The sequence below is a fragment of the Bacillus cereus group sp. BfR-BA-01523 genome (assembly GCF_022662615.1).
GTDB classification, from domain to species: domain Bacteria; phylum Bacillota; class Bacilli; order Bacillales; family Bacillaceae_G; genus Bacillus_A; species Bacillus_A mycoides.
On sequence record NZ_JAKUDX010000007.1, the window covers coordinates 182,767 to 208,169 of the forward strand.

A 25,403-nucleotide genomic window follows, 5' to 3' on the forward strand; every position below is an offset into this window, starting at 1 on the left:
TCATTCGATTGTGTTTGATGAGTTACCTCCTCATTCGATTGTGATGCAGTTGACTGCAATAGTGTTATCAAATGCAGCGCTGTTGATTGTTGGAGGCGAAGGTGGTCTCGAAGGTTACGTAAAAGGAGTAGGGGTTGGTTAGCGCCTTCACCTATCCCACCCGAATAAGGCGGGAAATGGTTTAGTCCTTTGTTACAGAAGGCGGCTTTTTTATGACATCCGCATCATCACCTGTAACGTAAACTTGTACTGTTTCTTTTTTTAGCTTTTCCTTTATTTGTTTTATTTCTTCTATTTGACGTTTTGTAACCAATACTTTATTTACTTGCACGGGGTGTTTGTTTATTTCAATTTCTTCTTCTTTCAGAGGAATTCGAAGTTCCTCCTCATTTCCTGCTTCTATTACTAATACTTCACGCTTAATAGGAACAGTGAACGTTTTCTGTTCTTCGACGACTTCTTTATGAACCTTTACCTCCCCTATTTGTACTCGTTTTTTTTTTATTTCCAGTTGCTCTTCTCGTAATTGAAGCGTTTTTTCTTTAATTTCATTTGTTTTTTTAGTCGGTTTGTCGATGTTCCTTCTCGAATTCATTGTATAACTAATGCCGCCTACGATTGCTCCTATAACGAGTCCTGTTACGATTGTAAAACCTGTTACCCAACCGATTATGCTACCGATTATCACACCAATAGTAATATACTTTCCCATAGGACCTCCTGAAGTTCTTTTTTATATATGAGGATGGAAAGAAACCTACTTAACTAGAAGTTAAGTAGGTAGGCACAATTAGTCCTCTTTGATAATATCTGTATTACCATGCGATTCAACATCTGCAACTTCTTTACGAAGTACGTCGCGTACTTGTTCTATTTCTTGAACCGAACGTTTATGAGCAGAGACTTCACCAGTGACGACCGTATGCTTTTCTACATCAATTTTTTCAGCAGTTACTGGAATGTGAATCGTTTCTTCTTCTGTAATTGGTTCATCTGTTGGTTCGTGATCAACGGCTCTTTGTTCAATAACGACTTGATCATGTAAAACAGGGACATTTACTGATTGTTCTTCCTCAACAATGTCCTTATGAAGCGTCACATCACCAGTCTCCACACGGTGTTTGTCGATCTCCAATTCTTCAGCACGAAGATCAAGATGTACGTCTTCTGCTGCAAATTCTGTATCGGCAGAGCGATCTACTTCACGTACCTTTTTTCGAGTTTCCTTTTGAGTTCCTTCTTCGTTAAATAAATCAAAAAAGCCCATGATGAAAACCTCCTAAGGGATGTGTTTGGATCTTACAAGTACTAATGTTACCTGTGTGAGTGAAAATATGCGCTTGATTTGGTGCTTGTTTCTAAAAAGGCTTTACTTAGCCATTTGGTATTTACATCCAATTTTTTTGTTAGGGATATTTAAAAAAAATCAGAGTCGTTAGCCTTCATGCCTTCATCCTCGATTAACGTGCCCTATCGTACTATAAGGGGTCACCATACATGCCCATCAACTTAAGAAAAATAAACGCCCTAAAACGAAAAAAATGAGCTGACTTCTCAAAGTAACTACCTATAGGGGTACCGTCACATCGCTATCAAGCTAAGGTTTTATTACACCATCAGAACGAAATTTTTAGGCTTTCCTGTAATGAAAAAGCTTATTTATCGTTTTGGGGGTGACTTGTTTTCTTAGGTTGATGGCAATGTTGGTGCTACCCCATGCCCATCAAGTCAAGAATTTGAGATTGCCCTAAAACGAAGATTTTGAGTAAACTGTGCAAACTCCTTATTTTAGCCTGTCTATACATTCTTTGTCTTAACTGGAACATAGTAGTATATTAAGAAAAGGAGTTTACATTTTTTTTGTCGAATTTATGTCAAGATAACTACAAGAAAGGTGATTTAATTGAATATTCTATGGGATTTTGACGGAACCTTATTTGATACATATCCTGCTTATACGAAAATGCTCTCTTTAGTGCTAGGAGAAGCGGTAGACAAACAGGAAATTTATGAAAAGTTGAAAATTTCATATTCCCACGCCGTGGACTACTATAATATCTCTAGCGATCAGAAAGAAAAGATTAAAAGATTAAAGAAAAAATTGTCTCCAAAAGATATGAAACCATTTCATGGTGTGGAAGAGATCTTAAAGTTCGCGGATAAGAATGTAATCATGACACATAAACATAAAGATGGCGTTTTAGAAATTTTAAAATACTATGGCTGGGACAAATACTTTGTAGATATGGTTACAATTGATGATGGTTTTCCTCGCAAACCTAATCCAGCATCTTATATTCACTTGCATCAGAAGCACAGAATTGACTTAGCTATTGGGGACAGGGAACTAGATTTGTTACCTGCAAAAGAATTAGGAATTGTAACCTGCATGTATCAAGGACAAAGTGATGTAGCAGATTACCATTTACACGACTACTTGGATTTCTTTAATACGGATATTCCATCATCAAGACAAGTGCATAATCAACAATAAATGATATAAAGGGGGCACTGACGCATCACTATCAACCTAAGATAAATTTATATCCATAATTCACAGAAAGCGTTATTCTTTTTGTAGAAATATACAGGAAGGATGGCGTTTTTTATGAATCTTTCGATTCAAGATGAATTTCATTTGTTTGCTGAAGAACTACAGCGACACTTATCTCCCGATACCCTTCAACAACTTGCACAGGAAACAGGTTTTGTAAAACGTAAAAGTAAATATGTGGCACAAGATTTGGCTGCTTTATGTAAATACAGCTACACTTATGAGTCCAGGAGGGCTTAATCAACGTTTTAACCGATGCGCTGTTTTATTTCTACAGTGTGTATTTTCTCTTTTAATCAAAAGTAAATTAAACGATTCGTCTCAAATCTCAAACCAATACACCTCTTATTTTCAACGTATACGTATTTTAGATGCTACTATTTTTCAAGTACCCAACCATTTAGCTTCTATTTATCCCGGTTCTGGAGGATGTGCACAGACAGCTGGTATTAAGATTCAACTAGAGTATGATTTATATAGTGGAAAATTCCTCAATTTTCAAATGGAACCAGGTAAAAATAATGATAAAACCTTTGGTACAGAGTGTTTGGATACCTTATGCCCAGGAGATTTATGTATTCGAGATTTAGGATACTTTTCTCTAAAAGATTTAGATCAGATGGATCAACGGGGAGTATTCTATGTTTCACGGTTAAAATTAAATAATAGAGTATATGTAAAAAATGAATCTCCAGAATTCTTTCGGAATGGGACAGTAAAAAAGCAATCTTTATATGTTTTGCTTGATCTTGAAGATATTATGCATCAGATAAAACCAGGAGATACTTATGAAATTCAAAATGCCTATATTGGACAACAAAAATTACCCTCACGAGTTGTAATATATAGACTCACATCAACTCAAATTCACAAACGTAGGAAACAACAAACTTATGTTGAAAAGAAAAAAGGAGTTACATACTCTGAAAAAAGTAAACGTTTAACAGAAATCAATGTTTATATTACCAACATCCCATGGGAAATTGTTCCGATGGAACATGTTCACGAGATTTACTCTCTACGTTGGCAAATAGAGATTGTATTTAAAACATGGAAATCTCTTTTTGGTATCAATCATTGTCACAATATTAAGCGAGAGCGTCTAGAATGTCATCTTTATGGACAGTTAATCGCTATTTTTCTTTGTTCTTCCACTATGTTCAAAATGCGACAGCTGTTACTACAAGAAAAACAAAAAGAATTAAGTGAATATAAAGCAATTTATATGATTCAAGATCATCTGTACTTAGTATATGAAGCTATACAACAAGACACCCAAGAAGTATCAAAAATTTTCCTTCGTCTGTTTGACCTCTTACAGAAAAACGGACGGAAATCCCATCGATAGGAGAAAAAGACAGTCTTTGATATTTTAGGCGTTGTTTATCACACTGTATCCAATCTAAAGCAGAAAACTGCATAACCTTTAAAAATACACCTTATCAAGGTTTATTTCGAATGCGTATTTTTAAAAACAAATAAACAAAATATCAAGCATGTAGGCAACAAGAACGGAAGTTCATGGAATACCCAACCTTAGCTTGAGGGGCATGTGGCGATACCCCCTCTAGAAAATTATCATAAATTTCCGTAAATAAGCCTAGATTCACTGATAAAAAGGATCAAAGGGGGAGGGAATTATTTTTATGGAACGATAGAGCATTTCAGATACTGTTACACATTCATAATCGTTTCTGTATAAATATCTCATGATACGTTCTAATGCTTCAACTGTCTGAGATGTCTGAGAAAATTCGCTCCCATTCCAATCATGGAGTAGAATGATATTTCCGGGTTTAACCCCTTTTGTTATATATCTAGAAATTTTGCTAGCTGCTGGATTTCTCCAATCCTGAGGATCCTGATGCCATGACCATAGAATAACAAGTTTCCCATTCTGTATAGCTGTATTAATAATTAAATCATTGTGAAGGCCTCCAACTGGACGATAGAGAGTTGGTTTATAGCCAGTGATTTGCTTGATAATTTTATCCGTTTGATCTAATTCGGCAGTTAATTTAGCGGCGGTAATATTTTTATCATAAATATGATTATAAGTATGATTAGCAATTTCGTGTCCTTCTTTTACTTGCCTTTTTAAAATAGCAGGAAACCTTTTAACTTTATTACCTGCTACGAAAAAGGTTGCTTTCGCATTGTATTTAGCTAAAATATCAAGTATTTGAGGGGTGAAAATAGGATGAGGCCCATCATCAAATGTTATTGCAACTATTTTTTCCTTTGTGTTTACTTCCCAAATTACCTTCCCTGTTTTTTCATATGCCTTACGACTATCTGTAAAAGCATATATGGGTGTTTGTGTGGAACAAAAGGAAATGATTAAAAGAATGAGGACTATCCAATTTTTTTTCACGAATAATACACTCCTATGAGATACAAGTACGTTTAGTTTATGGAGTTATTATCAAATTATTTAATAAGAAATTAAAAAAGTGGAGAGAGGAAAGTGACATGGGTTGAAGGTTAGAAATATCATGCTCTCCTCAGTTGAGGGTTCAATTTTATATTGACGCTATTCATCGTATACACTCTCCTTTAATGGCACACTTCTCATATTGTAAATCCTCTACATTTTTGATTAAACATTTTATCATATCTCGGTTGCCACAACTTAACGTATAGGGGATTATCTAAAATTGTGTCTAAACGTACAATTTTCTTTTTTTGATATGGTGACCCCATGCCCATCAACTTAAGAATTTGCTTTACCCCCAAGTGTAAAAAAAACGCCATCCTTTCCTATAAGTCTATAGAAAGAAAGCGTATTTTTTCATTTTAAGGGGTATTTTATTTTGTTAGCTTGATAGCGATGTGGCGGTACCCCATTGCCATCAAGCTAAGATTTTAAAGTACTCCCTAAATTGAATTTTTTTATAGCACCGAAGTTCATTTTTATGATTTTTGGGGAAGAATGTGCTTCTTAACTTGATACCGCAAAAAAACAAACAGGAATGACTATTAAGTCATTCCTGTTCCTTAAAGAAACCTTCTATGGTACTAGTAACTTCCTTGAATGCTTCACCTTGGACACTAGAAATTGATAATCTTCCAATTATATTTTTCCACTGTGAATTTAAACTATCCCAGTTATCATCCCAATTTTCAGTAATATGCTTATAAGCTTTAAAAGGTTTATCACGACTTGGTGAAACATATTTTAAAGCATCTATCAACTCTACAAACTCCAAAACACTTCAGGCCCTTCTTTTAGAATTGGAGTTACCTCTTCGTTTCGAGATAAAACTTCCATTTAGGTGGTGCTATTAAATTTAAAAAGCTAAAACAAGCATAACCCCGTTCTAAATTTAGGACGGGGTTAAAATATAGTTGTTTAATTTCCGATATAAGATACTTCACTGTACTCAAAAATATAACAATAAAGTCGATTGATAATCTAAGGTTTATTCAGCAATAGCGCCGGATTGCGGAAGACCAAGAAAATGATTATGATTGCTGCTTATAGCTTGTTGAACTAACGCACACGTTACTTTAAGTGAATTGATTCACAATCTTACTGGGAATTTACCTAAAAAAGCTGAATTAACTTAATAAAAAAAGGACTCCCTTTTTGGGAATCCAATTCATTCAGTGTCACTTTGGTTAAAGTCTAATCTTCTCGGTTCGCAACACTGTCATTAGCCTCATCGGCACCTTCGCCGACTTTGTTACCCATCGCTCCTCCTGCAACAGCTCCTGCAACGGTACCAAGTGGACCAAGAACAGAACCCAAGGCAGCTCCAGCGACAGCACCGACGCCAGTTCCTACCGCTTCGCCAGCATCATTATCAACACGGTTACGTTCGTTTTTATCAGCCACTCATCTCACTCCTTATTTAGAATAGGCAAGTGCATTCCAGCACAATACCTTACATATTTTGACCTATAAGGACAGATTTATGCGAAGTGTTAGAATCCTGAGGATTTAGCAAACGGGCGCTTTACATAGCGATGATCTTGTTCTATGTAATTATTGAAATGTTTGATTGTAGAATGAGTAGTACTTTTATAAAAGTCATTCACCTTTAATTTTTTGAGTGAACAAAGTAAAGAAAGGGCCTTATCTGTTGTCAGAACCGTTGGTTCTCCAAAAGTTTGAACGAGTCGTTTCATAAAAGCATACGCAGATTGTGTATTCCGTTTCTTAAGTTGATGGGCATATGGCGATACCCTTTAATCGTAATCAGCATTATGATAATCGTTATTTAAGCTGGGCACTCTTCCATGGGGACGATATTCTATGTGAAAGGTATTATGTTATTACTTGTACTGAGGCTCTTCATGTTCAATTTGTTGAAGACGAGGATTTAAAGATTCAATAATTTCTTGAGTTTGTTGTGCTGCACCTTTATATAATTGTTTTGCTTGCTTGTTATCAGTATCAAGAACAAATCCTTCTAGGCATGCTTGAGCACCCTTTAATCCAGCGATAGTTTGTTTAAGTTTAGTACTTACTGTCATGTAGTATTCCTCCTTGTAAATGTACTTCAAAATATAGAATGCCTATTTTGTTATCATAATACGATTTCCAATTTTAGGGGTGTGCGAATGAGAAATTTTATAGTTAATCATTCAAAGGAGAATTTTTAGCTAATAGATGTATGGAATAGTTTTGTCCCAATAACAAAAACTAACAGAAATCAAACGATAATATATAAAGGAGATTAAATATGCTGAAAAAGATAGGAAGAATTTTCCGAGTATTCCTCTTTATATTTATCGGTGGATGTTTAGTTCTGTTTGTTTGGGGGGAAATTGACAGAACAATAGCCGAAAAAAATGGGGTATTTAGCCAGAATTCTAGTCAATACCCTATGCGTCAAAGTGATATTACTATGTATACAGATGGGAAACAGTTAAACAATCAATTATTCTCAGATATAGAGAAAGCAAAGCATTACGTGCATATTAACTTTTTTTCTATTGCTGATGATAAAGTAAGTCATCAGTTTCTAGAGCTATTGCGGAAAAAAAGTCAGGAAGGTGTAGAAGTATACTATGCAGTGGACAGGTTAGGTGGAATTTTACTAAAGAAAAAGGAAAGAGAATTATTAGTTAAAAAAGGAGTTCATTTTACATATTACAATAAACCTGTTTTCCCTTATCTTTTTTCTTCTTTGGATCATCGGAATCATCGTCGTATTTCAATTATTGATGGAAAGGTTGGTTACATTGGCGGATTCAACATCGGAAAGAAGTATTTGGGGGAAAAAGAAAAACTTGGTTATTGGAGAGATTATCATCTTCAAATACGAGGAGAAGGAGTTCAAGATTTAGAACACCAATTTGTATTAGACTGGAATAAAAACTCAGAGAAACCGATTCCGATACACAATGCGGTAAAGGAAAAGGGAGCAACCTCGCAACGATTTACTGCATATTATAGTGGAGAAAAACTTGGGCAAGATTATGCAATGCTGTTTCAACAAGCAAAAGAATCCATCATTATATTAACACCTTATTTTATACCAAAAGACAGAACTATTTGGAACGCATTAGTAGATGCAAGAAAGAGGGGAGTCCGTGTCAAAATTCTATTCTCACCTCATTCGGATGCACTATTAGTTAAAGAAGCAGCATATCCATATATCCGAAAAGCATTAAAACAGGGGATGGAAGTATATGGTTATAAAAATGGGGTGTTACACGGTAAAGTATTTTTGATTGATGAAAAAGTATTGATGGTTGGGACCGTGAATTTTGATTCACGCTCGTTTCATTTAAATGAAGAAATGAACTGTTATATTCATGACCCTATCTATATTTCGAGAATAAAACCAGTGATTAATGCAGACTTACAAAATTCAAAGCAAGTAACATCCTCTGACGTCAATCAATTATCTATAAAAGAAAAAATGAAAGAAAAGGTTGCAAAAATGTTTGAGTATTATTTGTAAAGACAAAGTATTTTTATATTAGGGATAGTTTCACATTGCCATCAAGATAAGAAATGCAAATACCCCATATCCATCAAGCTAACAAGGACGAGTTACTCCAAAACGATAAAAACGATCAACATGCATCAAAAAAACCACGCTAAGCAAAAATACAATAAGCTGTCCATATGGACAGCTCATTTACATAATTACCGTTATTGGAAGCTAATTTTTAATATTACAGCAATCCCCTCTCTTATTCAGAGATAAGTGTAATCCACACTACTAATCATTCTCACCTGAATACACTTTTAAATCTTCCATTGCTATGGCTATAGCATGTTTTTCTGTATCAATTAACGATATTCCCTGTTTAATAGGAGCCCAATACTCATATCCGTAATCCTCAAACCAAGCAAAAACTTCTGTAGTGAAAAAGCCATTATTTCGTTTGATAACTTGAACCTTGTATCTTTTGTTTGGGGAAACAATCTCTTTAATGATTTCTTTCATTGTCTTTCTCCTTCTACCCTTTATCCAGATTGTACCACATCAAGAATATAGATAATGAAAGGTATTTTGATTGCATAACGTCTCATTATCAGTAGCAAGAATAAGGAGGAACCCTAATCTCATAAGTAAATCTCCTTTTTTTGTTCTATAGATCTATGCATTTTTTTATACATTCCTATCCTGGCATGGTTTTTAGGTTACTGGATTAGCAGAAAAACTGTATAAAATCTTGTATACTCTTAGCCTGGTTTTTTTCCGAAATGCTGGCGGTACCCCTAATACTAATAACTGAGTTTCTTCAATAAGCAAAAGAAAAACAACACAATATAAGCCGTAAGGGCAACAAAACCACCAAGTAAAATAAACTTGGTGGTTTTAATATTTTATGTAGTGTTTCCTTTACTTTTTGTAAAGTTTCATATACTTTTTGTAAATGTATATTTACATTTTTACTTAAATTGGATAAAATAAATGTAACAAATTTACAAAAAGGAGAATTAGTGAATTTGGTTATAAACAAAGTAAAACAATACCGTGTTATTAGAGACATCACCCAAGAGCAATTAGCTTCCTCTGTTAATATCACCAGGCAATCCCTCATCGCCATCGAGAAGAATAAATACAACCCCAGCTTAGAATTAGCCCTAAAATTATGTGAGTTTTTTGATTGTAAAGTGGAGGACTTATTTCAATTAGATAAAACTGGGGAGGAATAACAATGAGAAATAAAAATATGGAAAGAATGACGTCTTATACTGTTCTTTGTTTAATAGGAGCTGTACTTCTCTATTTTGAAGGCGGGATTGAATTGAGTCTTCAGTATGTAATAGGATTTATTATCTTCTCAGCAATTTTCGGGCTTATAGGAAGATTGTTTTTTAAGAAGAAAAATGAATCTGGTGCTTATCCACTACCAGAAACGGACGAACGAATTGAAAGTTTAACTTTTAGAATTGTTTCTCAAATTTTCGCCCTTAGTCTTTTTATCGCCTTTGTCGTACTGTTTGTTTTGTATTTTATGAATAGAGAAGCTGTAATCCGAGTAGATTATGTTCTTGGTTATGTGTTCCTAGTTTTCTTTGTCGGGTTAACTTTTGGTCCAAGAATCGCAAAGAAAAGGGATCAATGATTAAAAAAAGGAATTATTCTTTTTATAATGATTCAAATAGTGAGGTGTTGATATTATGACTAAAATTCAAATAAGCGAACTTCCTAAATCTGTTCAGCGCGTACTTAGAGTAATGCGTGGCGAAGAAAAATTAACACAATGACAACGGATTAAGCCAGTAGACTTTCACTCTTATAAAGCTGAAGAGATATTTCCAAATAGTCCCGAAATGCAAAAATTCTTTAATAAACAAAAGAAAATAACCGCAAAATTATAAAGAAAAAGGGACCTGCTCAATTAATGCCTAAAAACATAAGGTAAAGTAACCTGTTAAAATACATGAATGACCCCGTGTTTTCCCCTCCTATCTAAAGGAGGAACTATTATGGGATTTGGTGGTAGTTGTGGTGGCTTTGCTTTATTAGTTGTATTATTTATTTTATTAATCATCGTTGGAGCTAGCTGCTTCTGCTAAAAAACTATTGGGAAAGACACTCTTATATGGGTGTCTTTTCTTTATGCGTTAAAAAGCCCACCTATTTCCGTAGGTGGGCTTTATCTTTATTACACAATACCAAAGTATACTCTCATTTTCTTGTAAACTTAATGCAATTATACATATTCGGTAAAATTACACCAAATAAATATTACATGTAGTAAAATATAACTTGTGGACACGTTCTATAAAGCAGATTCTTCGATTAGAAGGCGTAACACATCTCAACCATATAGATGTGGCGTTGCTTTAATCTAGCCAAACAAATGATCTCGATTCTCTTGTATTTGTACACTAACAATCTGATGAAAATAAATGATTCTGTTTTATAGGACGTGTTTGCTTAATGTCCAATACATATTATTAAAATTAAAGTGGTTCAAGTCGGAGGAAGGCACCTTAGGGTGTCTTTTCTTTATTACTTCAATTTGTAAATTAATAAAAAAAGACTAGCAGCATATACTAGTCATTCTAAATGAGGTATCGCCACACCGCTATCAAGTTAAGAAATACATTCTTCCCCAAAATGGACTAAATTTCTATGGACAACTATGAAAAGATGAAATTTTCGTTTTTTGGGTAGTTTTATTTTCTTAGCTTGATTGCGATGAGCGGTACCCCATAAAGGCCCCTGATACATAATTGATGTTCTGCCATTTGTAGAAAACAATCCACTTATACCATTTTAACAAGAAGAAATATCTCGTCCATGTTGTAATATTGGCTTACGTTAAGTTTGTGAAAAAAACATATTCATGTATAATACAATTGATGTATGATACATTAATTGTAGGAGGGTGACCTTTTTGAAAAGAGAAGATGCCTTAAAACTAAGAACAGATATTAAGAAAATGATTATAATAACTGGGGTTTTTGAATCTCAAAATTTGCCCAATGGACCATTTGAAAAACCTTTACCAACTTCTCAAATGATGGCGTTAGAGGAACTAGAGGTGGAAAAATTAACTGTTTGGCAACTATCCAATAAACTTAGATTAGAGACTTCAACTGTAAGTAGATTGGTAGATAAGTTAGTAAAAAAGGGGCTTATTTATCGTGAAGTAAATGAAAAAAATAGAAGAGAACTTTTTCTGCACCTCACAGAAAAAGGTCACATAACTGTTAATTGCTTAAGAGAGCAATCTATTACATTTTATCAAAGTATTCTCAATAATTTATCAGAATCAGAACAAAAAATAGTTGTGGATGGTTTTGAATTATTTATTGATTCTATTTCTAAGCCTTTTGATTAGAGTGAGGTAAATCATAACATTTGGAGGGTAAAATGAGTTTGGATTTTGAACGTCCTATTATTGAATTAAAAGAGAAATTTGATGAATTAAAGAAAATCATGAAAGAAAATAATGTAGATTTATCGCCAGAAATTCATGTATTAGAAAAACGTTTAAATAAAATGCAAGATAAAATTTATTCTAATATTACACCTTTTCAACGAGTTCAAATTGCAAGGCTACGTAACCGGCCCACGACATTGGACTATATACCTTTATTGTTTACAAACTTTCTCGAACTTCATGGTGATCGATTATATGGTGATGATAAAGCAATGATAGGTGGTATTGCAAAATTTAAAGGGATGCCCGTTACGGTTATTGGTCATCAAAGAGGTAGAAATACAAAGGAAAATATAGAAAGAAATTTTGGAATGGCACATCCAGAAGGTTATAGAAAAGCGCTAAGACTTATGAAACAAGCTGATAAATTTAATCGCCCTATTATTACATTTATTGATACAATAGGCGCCTATCCAGGAAAAGGGTCTGAAGAACGTGGAATTTCTGAAGCGATAGCTCGAAATCTATTTGAAATGGCTACACTTAAAGTGCCAATTGTTTGTATTGTAATTGGAGAGGCATCAAGTGGTGGAGCTCTTGGCATTAGTGTCGGTAACCATATCCATATGTTAGAATATTCATGGTACTCAGTAATTTCGCCAGAAGGAGCAGCATCTATCCTATGGAAGGATGCTAAGTATGCTCCAGAAGCTGCTGAACATATGAAAATTTCAGCAAAAGATTTAAAACATTTAGGAATTATTGATGAAATCATTCCTGAAATTAAAGGTGGAGCACAAAATGATATAAAATCACAGGCAAAAGTGATTGAATCTGTAATCGAATCATCTCTAAAAAAATTGATACTATTATCCTCGGAAGAGCTTATACAACAGCGGTATGAAAAGTATAGACAAATAGAGAATTATAAATGAAAATATTTAAAGTCCGTATTACATTTCGGAGGATTCTCGCAAAAAAAATTCTAAATATTTTGTAAGTAACCTCTTAAACTGGGATATGCTGATACTATTACTCTACAAAAGGTGTGTGATTGGTATGGAAAAGGAAAATTTGTTCAAATGGAAGCATTATCACATACCCATCAACTTAAGAAATTGATTGTTCCCCAAAACGAAAAAATGAGCTGAATTCTCATAAATAACTGTAAAAAGGTGAAAATTTCGTTATGGGGGGTATCTCAAAAGCTTAGGTTGATGGCAATGTGGTGCTCCCCCTGTTAGTAGTAATTTTAATATCACTATGGATAAATTACTTTTAAAACTTTACTTCCGAGAACGATAATTATGTAAATAAGCTGTCCATATGGGCAGCTTATTTTATTTTTTGTTTAGCACGGGGATCTTTTCCGATAGTTTTTTAGCAGAAGCAAGCAGCTCCAACGATGATTAATAAAATAAGCAATACAACTAATAAAGCAAATCCTCCAGCGAAGCCACAGCGGCCACAACTACCACCAAAGCCCATAACAGTTCCTCCTTTAGATAGGAGGGGGAAGACAAAGGTTCACTCATGTGTTTTAACGGATTCAATTTACTTTATGCATTTATGAATGGAGCAGGTCCTTTTGTAAATAAAGAAAAGACACCTTATAAGGTGTCTTCCTTCGATTTGAAACATTTTAAGTTTAATAATATACGGTCTCGCCACTTACCTATTAGGCTGAAATTTTATAGTGTTTCTGAACAAAATTTTGTGCTAAATTTGAATCCTTAAGTTGATGGGGATTCTTTTATGTTTTATCATTTTTAAAAAAATCCTTCATTATCTTAGCGCCTTTAATATTCACCGTCACAGCTTCTACTTTATCTTTCTTCTCATCTTTAGCAATCGTAATTTGTTCCTTATTATCAACCCACACAAGAAACTCTTCTTTTGAGTCATCTTTATATGTAACGGTTATAGTAGAATGTGCAGATTGTTTCTTTTTTTGATCTAGTGTGATTGTTTTCGGTGTTCCGTTTTGGACTGCTGAAGCGATTGATTGTACCATTTCCTCGTTATCTGTTTGAGATTTGGAACTAGTATTACTTGTTGTTCTAAGCATCTCAATGTTGGTAATGTCTGCAGAGTTTAATTGAATGGCATTTTTCGTATTTTCTTGCTTAGTTTTTGGAGTATTATTTGTAGTAGAAGTGCTTGTACAACCTATTAAAGTGAAAGATAGAACACTTAGAGCACATATGTAAGTGATTTTTTTCATTTTATCTCCTCCTCTAATTTAATTATAACAATATTCTGTTAATTTAGGTAGTTATTGTAAGGAAAAGGTATAATAATATTTCATCCTTACAAAATTGTCACACTCCTGTAAGGTAATTCAATAGATTAGATACTTTTTCCATGTCATAATAAAGACATAAGAAAGCTTATTAAAACTACAACTTATTAGGAGAGTGTCAGTCATGATTGTAACAACAACGTCTGGAATCCAAGGTAAAGAAATTATTGAGTATATTGATATTGTAAATGGTGAAGCTATTATGGGTGCAAATATTGTTCGTGATTTATTTGCTTCAGTTCGTGATGTTGTCGGTGGCCGTGCTGGTTCTTATGAAAGCAAGCTAAAAGAAGCTCGTGATATCGCGATGGATGAAATGAAAGAACTTGCAAAACAAAAAGGTGCGAACGCTATCGTTGGTATTGACGTAGATTATGAAGTTGTTCGTGATGGAATGTTAATGGTTGCTGTAAGTGGTACAGCTGTACGTATATAAGTAAGTAAAAATACAGGCTCACCCCTTGAAGCTTATGCTTTGAGGGGATTTTTTTGTCTTCGCTTATTCCGCAAGCGCGTCTGTTTTTGGATTATGAATAATTGTTTCCTGTCTTGCTATAAATTTCATAAGCAAAAAATCCAAATAAATAGCCTATTCCAGCCCCTAAACCAACTGTAAACAGTGAATGATCCGGGAAAAATATGTCGACAATTATACCGATTAAACACCCCAAAAGCATTCCCATTGGTATTAAACTATCTAATAAAACTTGAGCGTTTTTTGATTTTTTCTTACCTAAATTACCGTTGTTATATTTATGTTTAAGCCTTCCAATTACATATAATACGATTCCTCCGACTATTACAACAGGCGCAATTGCCGTAATTAACCACATGTTAGAATCTCCTTTCACCTTTTAAAAGGATTATACCAGATAATTACAAATGGGTACTCCTAAACGTACCATCTAGTCTATTTAAAAGGTCAATCAAAAAGACTTCTTCAATTGTAGTTAATAACTCGTCAAAAACACTTTCCCTTTCGTTTTTTCAGCAGACTGCACAACATCAACCGCAGTTTTCACATCTGCTAAGTCATATGTAGAATGTACCGGCATAAAACGTAATTGTTTATTTTCTACTAAGCGAATGAAGTGACGAAACGTTTCTTGCCATTTATATGGTGATACTTCTTTATTCCAATGTCGTAAATGAAATATATTCGCGTGCACTTTTGCTTTCGTGACAATCTCTGCCCAGTTTACTTGTATGCCTGATAGAAGGCCGATAGTTAAAAAGCGCCCGTTTGGACGTAAGGAGAAAGCTAATTCATTTCCATCTGGTCCTCCAATAGAATCAATCGCAGCATCTGCACCGATCCCGTTTGTTAACTCCATAACTGTTTCATAAAGCGGGGCAGTGGAAGTATCAATTACATATTCGGCACCGAGGCGCAGTAATTCTTCTGTATGCTTATTATTTCTCGTAACTGCAATTAATCGGAAGTTTAAAATTTGTGATAATTGAGCAAAAAGATGACCAATAGCGGATCCGCAAGCGTTCACTAATAAAACATCATTCTGTTTTAAGTTTAGAGTTTCTGTGCATGTGACCCACGCTGTAAGGGGGTTAATATACATTTGTGCCGCTGTAAAATCATCGATTGAATCAGGAATAGGGACTACAAAATCAGCTGATGTCTTCACAAACTCTTGCCAAGTACCTTCTCCGCGTAACGGTAAAACACGTTTACCGATAAGGTCTCTAGAAACGAAAGAGCCAACATCTTCTACAATACCAACACTTTCATAACCAGGTATGTTAGGTAAAGGGATTCTATGGGCGTATGCTCCGCTTACGGGAATTAAGTCAGATGGATTAATCGGTCTAACTAACATACGAACTAAAACTTCATTATCTTTTAATGGTTCTATATTTTTATATTCAACCTGTAACACATCTTTCGGATTGCCAAACTCATGAAATTGAATGCATTTTCCAAGCAAAATAATTGTTCCCCCTTAGTGTGATTGGGTCAATTATAGCATTTTTGGTTTAAATGATTATTTCATTAGCACTAAATAAAAGGGAACAGAAAGTCGTCGTTTATACATCTGATAAAATCGTAGAAAAAGGTATTGCTGTATGTACAAAATTTAATGAAAAGTAGGATCGCCCCTTGAAGTTTATGCTTTGAGGGGATTTTTATTGTGCAAATTTTAAAAAGATACATTAATTATGTAACATTGTATGAATTGTAGAATTGATTTTCTAAATAAGTTATTAGGTATATAGTAATATAAAAACAGACGCCCTTGTGAGCGCCTGTTTCCAACTTGAGATAGATGTATCATTATTGTTCTGCTAGGGTACATAATTCTCGTTTAAAGTTTTATCACACAAATGATCTGTGTATCAATTTTTTTGATATACAGATCATTTGTATGATAATTCTTATAGATAATTGCTGAATAATAATTTTACATAAATGCTTTTAAAAGTTCTTGAACCAATGGAATTACTCCACCTACAAATTTTAAAACTGCCATTGCGATTTCCATAAGATTGCCTCCTTTTTGAAATAGTAAGATGTAAGGAATCTTTATACCCTCATTATAGTAAGCGTTTACAAATACATCAATGCATTTCGATATGCAATATTTCATATTTGTATTCGGTAATGAAGATAAAGAGGAATCAATAACTTATCCCGCTATTTGTGGGAGTCGGGCTGCCCGTAAAAGCCCGATTGGTGTGGGTTAATAATCAGTGGGGATGGACCACCCCCACTGATTAAAATTTCACTTTATCAAAATGTAAGCTGCATCTTGTATAATATAATGGTGGAGGTCGAATATGAAAAAAATAAATTCAAATATAGATTTGGATACAAATGTATTGGAAGTGGTATTTATTCCAAGAAGGTTTATTATTTTATGGGTTACACTCGTATATATAGCTTCAATGCTTTTAGAATTTCGTAATAATATTTTCTCTATGGATAGTTTTTTCTTTACAATAGTCATTGTTATTCATACTATTTTTCATTGGTATGCGAGTTCATTAAAAAATAGGCAATTGTTGTACTTCTTTTTTGTACAACTTTTCATTGTGTTTTTGGCTGCATTTATTGCAACAAATGCTTCGATAGCGATTTTTGTTGGATTAACTCCTATTTTAATCGCCCAAAGTTTATATGTTTATAACAATATATTTAAAGTAATGGCAGTTTTTACTCTTATGTATGCAATATTTTGTGCTGCAATTAGTATCAATTATGGTGTGAATAAATTAGCTATTCTTATCTCTATGTTTCTTTTAGTGTTAGCAATTATTATTCCTTTTTCTTATATTAATAAGCAGCAATTTGATGCACGTAATCGTATACAGAGCTATATTCAAGAGTTAGAGTCTGCATATATGAGAGTGGAAGAATTGACATTAGCTAATGAAAGGCAGCGTATGGCAAGAGATTTACATGATACGTTAGCGCAAGGTTTAGCAAGCTTAATTATGCAATTGGAAGCGATAGATGCCCATATGCAAAAAGGGAATACAGGACGATCTCAAGAGATTATGAAACAAACTATGATAAGAGCGAGACAAACTTTACATGATGCAAGGTTGGTTATTGATGATTTGCGTCATACTACTAATTCATTTAATGGAGCAGTAAAAGAAGAGATTCAACGTTTTTCTGAAGCTACGTCTATACATGTGAGATTTACTATCCAAAGTCCACCGTATATTTCAAGCGTAGTAAAAGAGCACTGCTTATATGTAATTAGTGAATGCTTAACGAATATCGCAAAACATTCACAGGCAGCAGATGTAAATTTAAATGTTGAATATATCGATGATCTTGAAAAACTTACTATTGAAGTTGAAGATAATGGAATTGGTTTTGACACTAGATATATCGGTAAGAATCCTGGACATTATGGTTTAATTGGTCTAAATGAGCGTGTTCGATTGATTAAGGGAGAAATACATATATTGAGTGAAAAGATGAAAGGTACGAAAGTGTATATTCAAGTGCCTATAAATAAAGAAGGAGATAGCCATGAAACATAACGTATTAATTGTAGATGATCATTTCGTTGTAAGAGAAGGTCTGAAATTAATAATAGAAACGAGTGATTCATTTCAAATTATAGGTGAGGCTGCAAACGGAGAAGAAGCCCTTTCTTTCATAGAAAAGAAGAAACCTGATGTCATTTTAATGGATTTGAATATGCCTAAAATGAGTGGTTTAGAAACAATTGAGGCTTTGAATGAAAAACAAAACCATACGCCGATTATTATATTAACTACTTATAACGAAGATGAATTAATGTTAAAGGGAATTGAGTTAGGGGCAAAAGGATATTTGCTAAAAGATACGGATCGAGAGAATTTGTTTCGAACATTGGAAGCGGCTATTCGAGGTGAGATTTTACTACAACCAAATATTATGGAAAAGATAGTGAAGTATAAAAGGAAAGAAGTACATGCTGATAAGGTTGCAGAAAATAACTTAACGGTTAAAGAATTGTTTGTGCTGAAAGCTATTGCGCGCGGATATAAGAATAAAGAAATTGCATTTGATATGGGAATAGCTGAGCGAACGGTAAAAGCATATTTAACAAATATATACAATAAATTAGGTGTTAATTCACGGTCAGAAGCAGTAGCTGTATCTATTGAAAGGAAGTTAATTCATTTTTAAAATATTATATATGCCCAATCGTACATTATAGGCTTGCCCTTTTGTACGATTTTTTTATTTCTTTCTCATGTTATGCTTCAGAAAGTATGAGAGATTTAAGAACAATCTAATTGCATTACAATTATAGACGTTTCTAATGTAGGAAAGGAAGAAGAATAAGTAAATGGAAACTTTGCTTTTAATTCCTGTATTAATTTTCTTTATTTGGCTGCAAAGCAAACAAAGAAAATTAAACTGGATAGATATTATAACTTTTCTCATGATGATAGGGATTATTACTTATACGGCACCGCAACCAATGACTAGGGATTTACAAGCAGAGTTACTGGCAGTTACGCTTATTTCTTTCGCTATTGGTGTTTGGCAAGGTGGGGGAATAACAGTCTGTTATGAGGATGAAATTTTATATATTACAAATGGAAAACAGTATTCCATTTCATGGATTCTCTTAATAATTGGCAACATAATTATTATTAATATATTTGAAGGTGGATTTACATTTAATGGACCGTGGTTTCTTTTGTGTAGTGTTGTCATTACATCTGGGGTGAAAACCAGTATTCTATGTGTTCTGTACAAATTAACAGTGCGAAATTGAATGGAAAACCAAAGCTGTTTTCTTTTATCCCAACATAAAACGTATTGCTGTAAGTTCATTAAAAGACCGTAGTTGATAAAAAATGAGATGGAAGTATTGGAAGAATGGGGGAGTTAACGTAGATGTTTCTACCTATTACTACATTTGATAGGTTTAGTTGGCTGGGGAATGTTGCTTTCTCTTCAGAAAAGACTAGCAGGAATCGAGCGCTTTCGAGGGCAGAAGAAAGCAATGTTAATTTGTGTGAAAATAAATGTAGAGATTCAGTTAATAATATTCATCAAAAAATAAATGTGGATGCTTTGGACTATAGTAATAATCGTATATTGGGCCGTGCAGAACCCCATTCAACAATTGTCATAACAAGTAGTGATATGTATGTTGGAAGCGGACGAGTTAATAAGTATGGAGAATTTAAAATATATACAAATGATTATCTGGAAGAGTATTTGGTACTAGAAATTCAGTTGATAATGGGCGGTTTCTATCAAGGAAGTATAACGGTAAAGTTAAGGTATGATGATTTCCTTTTTATTTAGTAAATAAAAAGGAAGCAACCGTAGTCGCTTCCTACATCTATTAAGCCGAAGTTTTCTTCATTCTCTCAAGTAAACTAGATAAAATATGTGTACGATAAGATTCTAGTTTTTTACCTTCGTAAGTACGAATCCCTAATTTTTTAAGTTCTTTTACATACCAACCTTTGCTTCCGAAATACATGTGATCGCTCCCCTTCAACTTTGTTTATTTGTCCTGATTGTACTTGGAGGTACGGGTAATATAATGAAGGAAATGAATTTCGCGCGAAAATGGTTAACTTTGTTGCAAAAGACATATATACTAAGGGTAGTATATAACGAGGTGGGCAAGACGTGATTATAGAGAAGCACGAAATTCAAATTGACCAAATTACGAGCGGTAAAGTGAATATCTTTACTTTCTATAGAAATAGAAAGCAAGTGGATGATCATTTTTTACGATTGCAAGAACCATCGCTTACAGCAAACTACTTCTTCCATTTTCATTTTGATGCAGAGAGCTTGCATCTTCTGCAGGAAGAGTTTCCAGGCGTATATCCGTACGACCGTAGTGACACGATTCACGACTGGACGGAAAAGATGAAAGCGGAATTGCAACATCAGATCCAAACAGGAAAATGGAATAAGCGCGTACGTATCGGTAATCGTATTCTAGATGTGGCGTTTACGTGGTGTGACGAAGATATAGTAGAGTGAAAAAGAAGCGGATGACGCTTCTTTTTTTTAGCGCTGGAATAAAACGAGCTTACCTGCAGAAGATGTGCAGCGATGTGTTTTTTCATACAATCCTTTTTCTTGTAAAATAGATTCACCTTTTGCTTTCGCTTCTTTTTCAGTTGCTGCCTCGAATGATTCGTCTAATGCTTTTGAACCATCTTTTTCAAAGACTGTTAGAACGTATACTCCCATGAAAATTCCCTCCAATAATTAAAATCAGAATCTTATAACTATTTTGTCATAAATCACTAGAATATGCAAAGAAATATATGACATTGCGTGTTACAATAAAGTGAAACTTTAACTAGTGGGGAGTCTTTTCATCCCCACTAGTTATTAGTTGAACCAATCGGGTATTTATGGGCAGTTTACTTTCAGATTGGCTTCTTTGCCTACTGCCCGTTAATACGGGGTAAAGTGAAACTTTAATTAGTGGGGGATTTTTTATTTCCTGCTTATTACTAGTTTTCAACAATTGAGCATTTATTGTTTGTGTTCATGCGGATAAGATGAAACTTTTGAACTATAGAAAGGATCGTTATTTGTGAAACAAGTGAAGTTTATACATGCGGCTGATTTGCATTTGGATAGTCCGTTTAAAGGGATGGAGATGAATGTTGCACAGTCTGTTTGGGAGAGAATGAAGCAGAGTACGTTTGAATCGTTCGAGCGTATTGTTGATAAAGTGATTCAAGAGCGCGTTGATTTCGTATTGCTAGCCGGGGATTTGTATGATGCGGAGACGAGAAGTTTGAGGGCGCAAGTGTTTGTGCGCGAGCAAATGAAGAGACTTTCGCAGTACGATATCCCTGTTTTTATTGTTCATGGTAACCATGATCATTTAGGGGGAAGCTGGGCAGCAATTGAGTTTCCGGAAAATGTTCATGTGTTTACAGAGCCTTATGTAGAAGAGAAATCATTTTATAAAAATGGTGAGCTGTTAGCTTCTATTTATGGGTTTAGTTATTTGCAGCAAGCGGTAACGGATAATATGACAGTGCAGTATACGAAAATGAGTGATGCACCTTTTCATATTGGAATGCTTCACGGAAGTGTGGAAGGGGATGCAGAACATAATCGCTATGCACCGTTTCAAATTCGTGAGCTGAAAGAAAAGCAGTTTGATTATTGGGCTCTTGGCCATATACATAAACGTGAAATTCTATCAGAAGAGCCATGCATTATTTATCCGGGTAATATACAAGGGCGTCATCGTAAGGAAACAGGGGAGAAAGGTGCGTACCTGATTGAACTTACGAAACAAGGAACGCATTGTTCATTTTTCCATACGGCGGATGTTGTGTGGGATGAGATAGAAGTGAATATTGATGGACTTGAAACTGTTGATGATCTTATGACGAGCGCGTCAAGTGCGATGAATGAATGCAGAAGAGAAGAGGAAGGTACGCTTTTAACTGTCGTATTTACAGGACAGGGGCCACTTTCTCCTTATTTGCGTGAAGACAAGCGCGTGGAAGAGATTTTTCATATTTTAGCAGCTGGCGAAGAGCGAAAAGACTTTGTGTATGCGATGAAGTGGAAAAATGAGACGGTTTCTTTTGCGGAAATTGAACGTTTGAAAGAAGAAAATCATTTCGTCGGTAGTGTGCTGAAAGAGTTAGAAGCTTTCACAAATATGGACGGAGTATTGCGCACCATTTGGACATCTCCTGTAGCACGTAATAGCATTGAAGCTTTTACGGAAGAAGAGAAGAAAGAGATTCAAAAGGAAGCGGAAAATATTATTTTAGAGCAATTATTCCAGCAAGAGAGGGATAAAAAATGAGAATTGAAAAACTCCATATTTATGGCTATGGAAAACTAGAAAATGTGGAAATGGATCTGTCAATGCTGACGGTACTGTACGGTGAAAATGAAGCGGGAAAATCGACAATTCGCTCGTTTATGAAAAGTATTTTATTCGGTTTTCCGACGAGAGGACAGCGCCGTTATGAACCGAAAGAAGGCGGGAAGTATGGCGGAGCGGTCACTGTTCAAACAGAAAAGTACGGCCGTTTGAAAATTGAACGATTGCCAAAGACGGCAGTAGGCGCGGTGACCGTTTATTTTGAGGACGGGAAAACTGGCAGCGAAGATATTTTAAACGATATATTAAGCGGTGTGAATGAAAGCTTATTTGATTCTGTTTTTTCATTTGATATGCATGGTCTTCAAAATATTCATCAGCTCGGCGAAGCGGATATCGGCAATTATTTATTTTCGGCCAGCGCAGTCGGAAGTGATGCGTTATTGCAGTTAGATAAAAAATTAGAAAAAGAAATGAATCAGCGCTTTAAGCCGAGTGGTCGTAATCCTGAAATTAACGTGTCACTGCAAGAGATGAAGAAAATTGAGGAAAAGATGAAAGAGTGGCAAGGGAAGATTGGCACGTATGAAAAACAGGTCGAGCAGTTAAAAGAAAGTGAAGAGAAACTTGCTTCTGTTCGTGCGGAAAAAGAGTCAGCCGAAAGACGAAAGCAAGATTATGAAATATTAGCGGCGCTTGAGCCTCTCGTTATTGAAAAGAGTGCGCACGAGAAAGTGTTGAAAAGCGAGAACGGGCAGTTTCCTGTAAACGGAATGGCGCGCTATGAGGCGGTAAAGGCAAAGATAGAACCGCTGCAAGTACAAGTAGATTCACTTCAAAAAAAGATAGAAACAGTGCAATCAGAAATTGATTCCACAGAAATAGATGAAGCATTTTTACAAAAAGAAAGTTACGTAGAAGAACTTCGTATGCAGCATATGTCTTATGAAAATGCACGCCAAGAAATGCGTGATATGACGGGAAGTATTGCGAATATAAAAGAAGAAATCGCAGAACTACAGCAACAAATTGGCGCTACTTTTGAACAAGAGACTGTTCTTTCATTTGATATAAGTTTAGCGACGAAAGAATTAATTACACAAACGGTGCAAAAAGCGAGAGAGTTAGAAACGCAAAAAACGCAGCTTGATGAACGTTTCAAAACGGCTCAGGAGCAATTAGAAGAGCAAGAAGAAAATATAAGACAAATAAGTAAGCAAATGTTAGCTGATGAAGAACGAAATACGTTAGTTGAGAGAGAAAAATCATTTCAAGATGCGGCGTTTATCGGTATGGGCGCAGAGAGAATGAAGCGTAAGTATGAAGAGAAAGCAGGGGCAGCTCAGCAAAAGAAAAAACAGTGGCAAAGAATTTGTCTTCTGTTACTTCTTATTAACACGCTTGTTTTATTCACGAGTCTATTTATAGATAACCGCGTGCTGTTATTTATTAGTGTGATTGTTTTTGTAGGGATTGTTTTAGCACTCGTTTTATATAAAGATCCTTCGGGTGGATTACAAGAAGAGCTTCTTACTCTTCAGCAAAGTGCTGGCGGACGACAAAGTGAAGAAGCGATGTCTGTTCGTTATCAGTTAGAAAAAGATGAAGAGATTCGTAAGCTATTTGAGCGTGAGTCGTATAAGTTGCAGCAAATGGAGCGAGCGTATGATAAAGTCGTTTCATCTTATGAGGAATGGGAGAGAGAAACGTTCCAAATAGGAGAACAAGTAGATGCGTATAAAACGCGTTATATGTTCCCAGAATTTTATACGTATGCGCACATATTGCCGGCGTTTGAGCGTATTGAAAAAATGCAACAATTATATCGTGATTTAGAGAAGCAAAGTAAGCGGAAATCTTCATTGTATGAAATGATTTCGCACTTTGAGCATAAACTAGAAACTGTTATCGGTAGCACGGAGTATAGCAATTTGCATGAGGCGCAAAGTCGTATGCAAAATGAAAAAGAGAAGCGCCAAACTTGTAAGCAGCTGAAAGAGAAGCTGGCGGAATGGCAAGAAGAATATGAGTTCATGCAAGAGCAATTAAAACAACTACTAGTAGAGCGAGATGGGTTATGGCATATCGCAGAATCTACAGATGAAGAGATGTTTTTAGAAGCTGGAAAATTGGCAGAGAAACGTGAAGACGCGGATAAGCAAGTGGGGCGTTTATTACCTCAAATTGATTTGTTAGAGCAGCGCTTAACGAGTTTGTCATTAGCTGAGCATTATGAGGCTGACGGTTATGATGAAAAATTAAAGCAAGAAATTACAGCCGCGCAAAGCTGTCTGGCGCAAGAGAAAGAACTGACAGAGCGTATTGCGAAGCATCGAATAGAAATTGCGAATTTAGAAGAAGGCAGTACGTATGGTGATTTACTACATGAGTGGGAAATGAAAAAAGCGCAAGTGCGTGAACAAGTGAAGAAGTGGGCTGCATATGCGGCCGCAAAGACAGTATTAACGAAAACGAAGCAATATTATCATGAAGTGCATTTGCCGCGTATTTTACAAAAATCCGAAGAGTATTTCGTGTATTTAACAGGCGGAAGATATAGTAAAATATTCTCACCGTCAGAAGCGGAACCTTTCATTGTCGAACGTAACGATGGTATGCGTTTTTACAGTCATGAACTAAGCCAAGCGACAGCGGAGCAGTTATATTTATCGTTACGATTTGCGCTAGCGAAAACGTTTGAGCATGACTATCCATTTATTATTGATGATAGCTTCGTACATTTTGACGCGGTAAGGACGAATCGAACGATTGAACTTATAAAAGAAATTGCGAAAGATAGACAAGTTATCTTCTTTACATGTCATGCGCATTTATTAACGTATTTTACAGAAAATGAGATTATAAAATTAACACGTAAGCGTAAAGAAAATGAGTTGTAGTATGCTATACTAAAAGTAACTGATTTGGTGGAGGA

General features: G+C 35.0%; 29 protein-coding genes and 2 pseudogenes. 16 read left to right on the forward strand and 15 right to left on the reverse strand.

What is annotated here, in order from left to right; all coding sequences use genetic code 11:
- Positions 1–181: 181 nt before the first annotated feature.
- On the reverse strand, positions 182–712 hold the full coding sequence (locus MR066_RS18970) for a YsnF/AvaK domain-containing protein (RefSeq protein WP_242248186.1): 531 nt from the start codon (positions 710–712) through the stop codon (positions 182–184).
- A 78-nt stretch (positions 713–790) separates the two neighbouring features.
- Positions 791–1,267: a YsnF/AvaK domain-containing protein gene (locus MR066_RS18975; protein WP_016119337.1), complete on the reverse strand. Its 477-nt coding sequence runs from the start codon at positions 1,265–1,267 to the stop codon at positions 791–793.
- A 636-nt stretch (positions 1,268–1,903) separates the two neighbouring features.
- On the opposite strand from MR066_RS18975, the gene MR066_RS18980 reads away from it, so the two are divergent.
- Positions 1,904–2,494, forward strand: coding sequence for an HAD-IA family hydrolase (locus MR066_RS18980; protein ID WP_242248188.1), 591 nt, complete (start codon positions 1,904–1,906; stop codon positions 2,492–2,494).
- 114 nt (positions 2,495–2,608) lie between these two features.
- Positions 2,609–3,977: pseudogene (locus MR066_RS18985) on the forward strand (IS4 family transposase).
- Between the two features lie 183 nt (positions 3,978–4,160).
- On the opposite strand, the gene MR066_RS18990 reads toward MR066_RS18985, so the two are convergent.
- The 5 genes and pseudogenes from MR066_RS18990 to MR066_RS19010 form a co-directional block, all read right to left on the reverse strand.
- A complete protein-coding gene (locus MR066_RS18990) occupies positions 4,161–4,928 on the reverse strand; it encodes a polysaccharide deacetylase family protein (protein WP_088032069.1) in 768 nt (255 codons plus the stop codon).
- Between the two features lie 610 nt (positions 4,929–5,538).
- The gene (locus MR066_RS18995; RefSeq protein ID WP_242248190.1) at positions 5,539–5,763 is read right to left on the reverse strand and encodes a hypothetical protein; all 225 of its coding nucleotides are present in this window, start codon (positions 5,761–5,763) and stop codon (positions 5,539–5,541) included.
- Between the two features lie 419 nt (positions 5,764–6,182).
- Entirely contained in the window at positions 6,183–6,392 is a 210-nt protein-coding gene (locus MR066_RS19000; RefSeq protein ID WP_000764044.1) for a glycine zipper domain-containing protein, read from the reverse strand.
- Between the two features lie 92 nt (positions 6,393–6,484).
- Positions 6,485–6,718, reverse strand: a pseudogene (locus tag MR066_RS19005) (DDE-type integrase/transposase/recombinase); the annotation flags it as partial.
- A 114-nt stretch (positions 6,719–6,832) separates the two neighbouring features.
- A complete protein-coding gene (locus tag MR066_RS19010) occupies positions 6,833–7,033 on the reverse strand; it encodes a DUF1657 domain-containing protein (RefSeq protein ID WP_088030966.1) in 201 nt (66 codons plus the stop codon).
- 209 nt (positions 7,034–7,242) lie between these two features.
- On the opposite strand from MR066_RS19010, the gene MR066_RS19015 reads away from it, so the two are divergent.
- Positions 7,243–8,469, forward strand: coding sequence for a phospholipase D-like domain-containing protein (locus tag MR066_RS19015; protein ID WP_242248192.1), 1,227 nt, complete (start codon positions 7,243–7,245; stop codon positions 8,467–8,469).
- A 264-nt stretch (positions 8,470–8,733) separates the two neighbouring features.
- On the opposite strand, the gene MR066_RS19020 is transcribed toward MR066_RS19015, so the two are convergent.
- A complete protein-coding gene (locus tag MR066_RS19020) occupies positions 8,734–8,961 on the reverse strand; it encodes a hypothetical protein (RefSeq protein ID WP_193663883.1) in 228 nt (75 codons plus the stop codon).
- A gap of 458 nt (positions 8,962–9,419) precedes the next feature.
- Between MR066_RS19020 and MR066_RS19025 the strand changes: the two genes are divergently transcribed.
- The 5 genes from MR066_RS19025 to MR066_RS19045 all read left to right on the forward strand — a co-directional run bounded on the left by MR066_RS19025 (position 9,420) and on the right by MR066_RS19045 (position 12,795).
- Complete coding sequence (locus MR066_RS19025; RefSeq protein ID WP_033670057.1) at positions 9,420–9,677, forward strand: helix-turn-helix transcriptional regulator; 258 nt, start codon at positions 9,420–9,422, stop codon at positions 9,675–9,677.
- A 2-nt stretch (positions 9,678–9,679) separates the two neighbouring features.
- Complete coding sequence (locus MR066_RS19030) at positions 9,680–10,090, forward strand: hypothetical protein (protein ID WP_002188570.1); 411 nt, start codon at positions 9,680–9,682, stop codon at positions 10,088–10,090.
- Between the two features lie 364 nt (positions 10,091–10,454).
- Positions 10,455–10,544, forward strand: a complete 90-nt coding sequence (locus tag MR066_RS19035; RefSeq protein ID WP_100248506.1) for a YjcZ family sporulation protein — start codon at positions 10,455–10,457, stop codon at positions 10,542–10,544.
- A gap of 827 nt (positions 10,545–11,371) precedes the next feature.
- Positions 11,372–11,818: a MarR family winged helix-turn-helix transcriptional regulator gene (locus MR066_RS19040; RefSeq protein ID WP_000817662.1), complete on the forward strand. Its 447-nt coding sequence runs from the start codon at positions 11,372–11,374 to the stop codon at positions 11,816–11,818.
- A 32-nt stretch (positions 11,819–11,850) separates the two neighbouring features.
- On the forward strand, positions 11,851–12,795 hold the full coding sequence (locus MR066_RS19045) for an acetyl-CoA carboxylase carboxyltransferase subunit alpha (RefSeq protein ID WP_000050726.1): 945 nt from the start codon (positions 11,851–11,853) through the stop codon (positions 12,793–12,795).
- Positions 12,796–13,240: 445 nt separating this feature from the next.
- Here the strand turns inward: MR066_RS19045 and MR066_RS19050 are convergent, their stop codons facing one another.
- Complete coding sequence (locus MR066_RS19050) at positions 13,241–13,348, reverse strand: YjcZ family sporulation protein (RefSeq protein ID WP_080020870.1); 108 nt, start codon at positions 13,346–13,348, stop codon at positions 13,241–13,243.
- A 265-nt stretch (positions 13,349–13,613) separates the two neighbouring features.
- Positions 13,614–14,084 (reverse strand): hypothetical protein, encoded by a 471-nt coding sequence (locus MR066_RS19055; protein WP_242248193.1) that lies wholly within the window; start codon positions 14,082–14,084, stop codon positions 13,614–13,616.
- Between the two features lie 202 nt (positions 14,085–14,286).
- Here MR066_RS19055 and MR066_RS19060 point away from each other — a divergent pair, with 202 nt between their 5' ends.
- The gene (locus tag MR066_RS19060; RefSeq protein ID WP_000637510.1) at positions 14,287–14,598 is read left to right on the forward strand and encodes a YbjQ family protein; all 312 of its coding nucleotides are present in this window, start codon (positions 14,287–14,289) and stop codon (positions 14,596–14,598) included.
- A gap of 91 nt (positions 14,599–14,689) precedes the next feature.
- Here the strand turns inward: MR066_RS19060 and MR066_RS19065 are convergent, their stop codons facing one another.
- The 3 genes from MR066_RS19065 to MR066_RS27320 all read right to left on the reverse strand — a co-directional run bounded on the left by MR066_RS19065 (position 14,690) and on the right by MR066_RS27320 (position 16,765).
- Complete coding sequence (locus MR066_RS19065; RefSeq protein WP_242248194.1) at positions 14,690–14,995, reverse strand: hypothetical protein; 306 nt, start codon at positions 14,993–14,995, stop codon at positions 14,690–14,692.
- Positions 14,996–15,112: 117 nt separating this feature from the next.
- Positions 15,113–16,105 carry a zinc-dependent alcohol dehydrogenase family protein gene (locus MR066_RS19070; protein ID WP_242248195.1) on the reverse strand — a complete coding sequence of 331 codons (993 nt, stop codon included), beginning with the start codon at positions 16,103–16,105 and terminating at the stop codon, positions 15,113–15,115.
- Between the two features lie 474 nt (positions 16,106–16,579).
- Positions 16,580–16,765, reverse strand: coding sequence for a hypothetical protein (locus MR066_RS27320; RefSeq protein WP_313954353.1), 186 nt, complete (start codon positions 16,763–16,765; stop codon positions 16,580–16,582).
- 190 nt (positions 16,766–16,955) lie between these two features.
- On the opposite strand from MR066_RS27320, the gene MR066_RS19075 reads away from it, so the two are divergent.
- The 4 genes from MR066_RS19075 to MR066_RS19090 all read left to right on the forward strand — a co-directional run bounded on the left by MR066_RS19075 (position 16,956) and on the right by MR066_RS19090 (position 19,944).
- Positions 16,956–18,173, forward strand: a complete 1,218-nt coding sequence (locus tag MR066_RS19075; protein WP_242248196.1) for a sensor histidine kinase — start codon at positions 16,956–16,958, stop codon at positions 18,171–18,173.
- Complete coding sequence (locus tag MR066_RS19080; protein WP_002087211.1) at positions 18,163–18,807, forward strand: response regulator; 645 nt, start codon at positions 18,163–18,165, stop codon at positions 18,805–18,807. Before MR066_RS19075 ends, MR066_RS19080 begins: the two co-directional genes overlap by 11 nt.
- A 163-nt stretch (positions 18,808–18,970) precedes the next feature.
- Positions 18,971–19,405: a hypothetical protein gene (locus tag MR066_RS19085; RefSeq protein ID WP_002064089.1), complete on the forward strand. Its 435-nt coding sequence runs from the start codon at positions 18,971–18,973 to the stop codon at positions 19,403–19,405.
- Positions 19,406–19,527: 122 nt separating this feature from the next.
- Positions 19,528–19,944, forward strand: a complete 417-nt coding sequence (locus MR066_RS19090; protein WP_002188599.1) for a hypothetical protein — start codon at positions 19,528–19,530, stop codon at positions 19,942–19,944.
- 40 nt (positions 19,945–19,984) lie between these two features.
- Here the strand turns inward: MR066_RS19090 and MR066_RS19095 are convergent, their stop codons facing one another.
- Positions 19,985–20,125: a YflJ family protein gene (locus MR066_RS19095; protein WP_242248198.1), complete on the reverse strand. Its 141-nt coding sequence runs from the start codon at positions 20,123–20,125 to the stop codon at positions 19,985–19,987.
- 152 nt (positions 20,126–20,277) lie between these two features.
- Here MR066_RS19095 and MR066_RS19100 point away from each other — a divergent pair, with 152 nt between their 5' ends.
- A complete protein-coding gene (locus tag MR066_RS19100; RefSeq protein ID WP_002011092.1) occupies positions 20,278–20,640 on the forward strand; it encodes a hypothetical protein in 363 nt (120 codons plus the stop codon).
- Positions 20,641–20,667: 27 nt separating this feature from the next.
- On the opposite strand, the gene MR066_RS19105 is transcribed toward MR066_RS19100, so the two are convergent.
- On the reverse strand, positions 20,668–20,853 hold the full coding sequence (locus tag MR066_RS19105) for a YhzD family protein (protein ID WP_000539551.1): 186 nt from the start codon (positions 20,851–20,853) through the stop codon (positions 20,668–20,670).
- Positions 20,854–21,205: 352 nt separating this feature from the next.
- Here MR066_RS19105 and MR066_RS19110 point away from each other — a divergent pair, with 352 nt between their 5' ends.
- On the forward strand, positions 21,206–22,447 hold the full coding sequence (locus tag MR066_RS19110) for a metallophosphoesterase family protein (protein WP_242248200.1): 1,242 nt from the start codon (positions 21,206–21,208) through the stop codon (positions 22,445–22,447).
- Positions 22,444–25,368 (forward strand): ATP-binding protein, encoded by a 2,925-nt coding sequence (locus MR066_RS19115; RefSeq protein WP_242248201.1) that lies wholly within the window; start codon positions 22,444–22,446, stop codon positions 25,366–25,368. The genes MR066_RS19110 and MR066_RS19115 overlap by 4 nt, the downstream gene beginning before the upstream one ends.
- Positions 25,369–25,403: the final 35 nt, after the last annotated feature.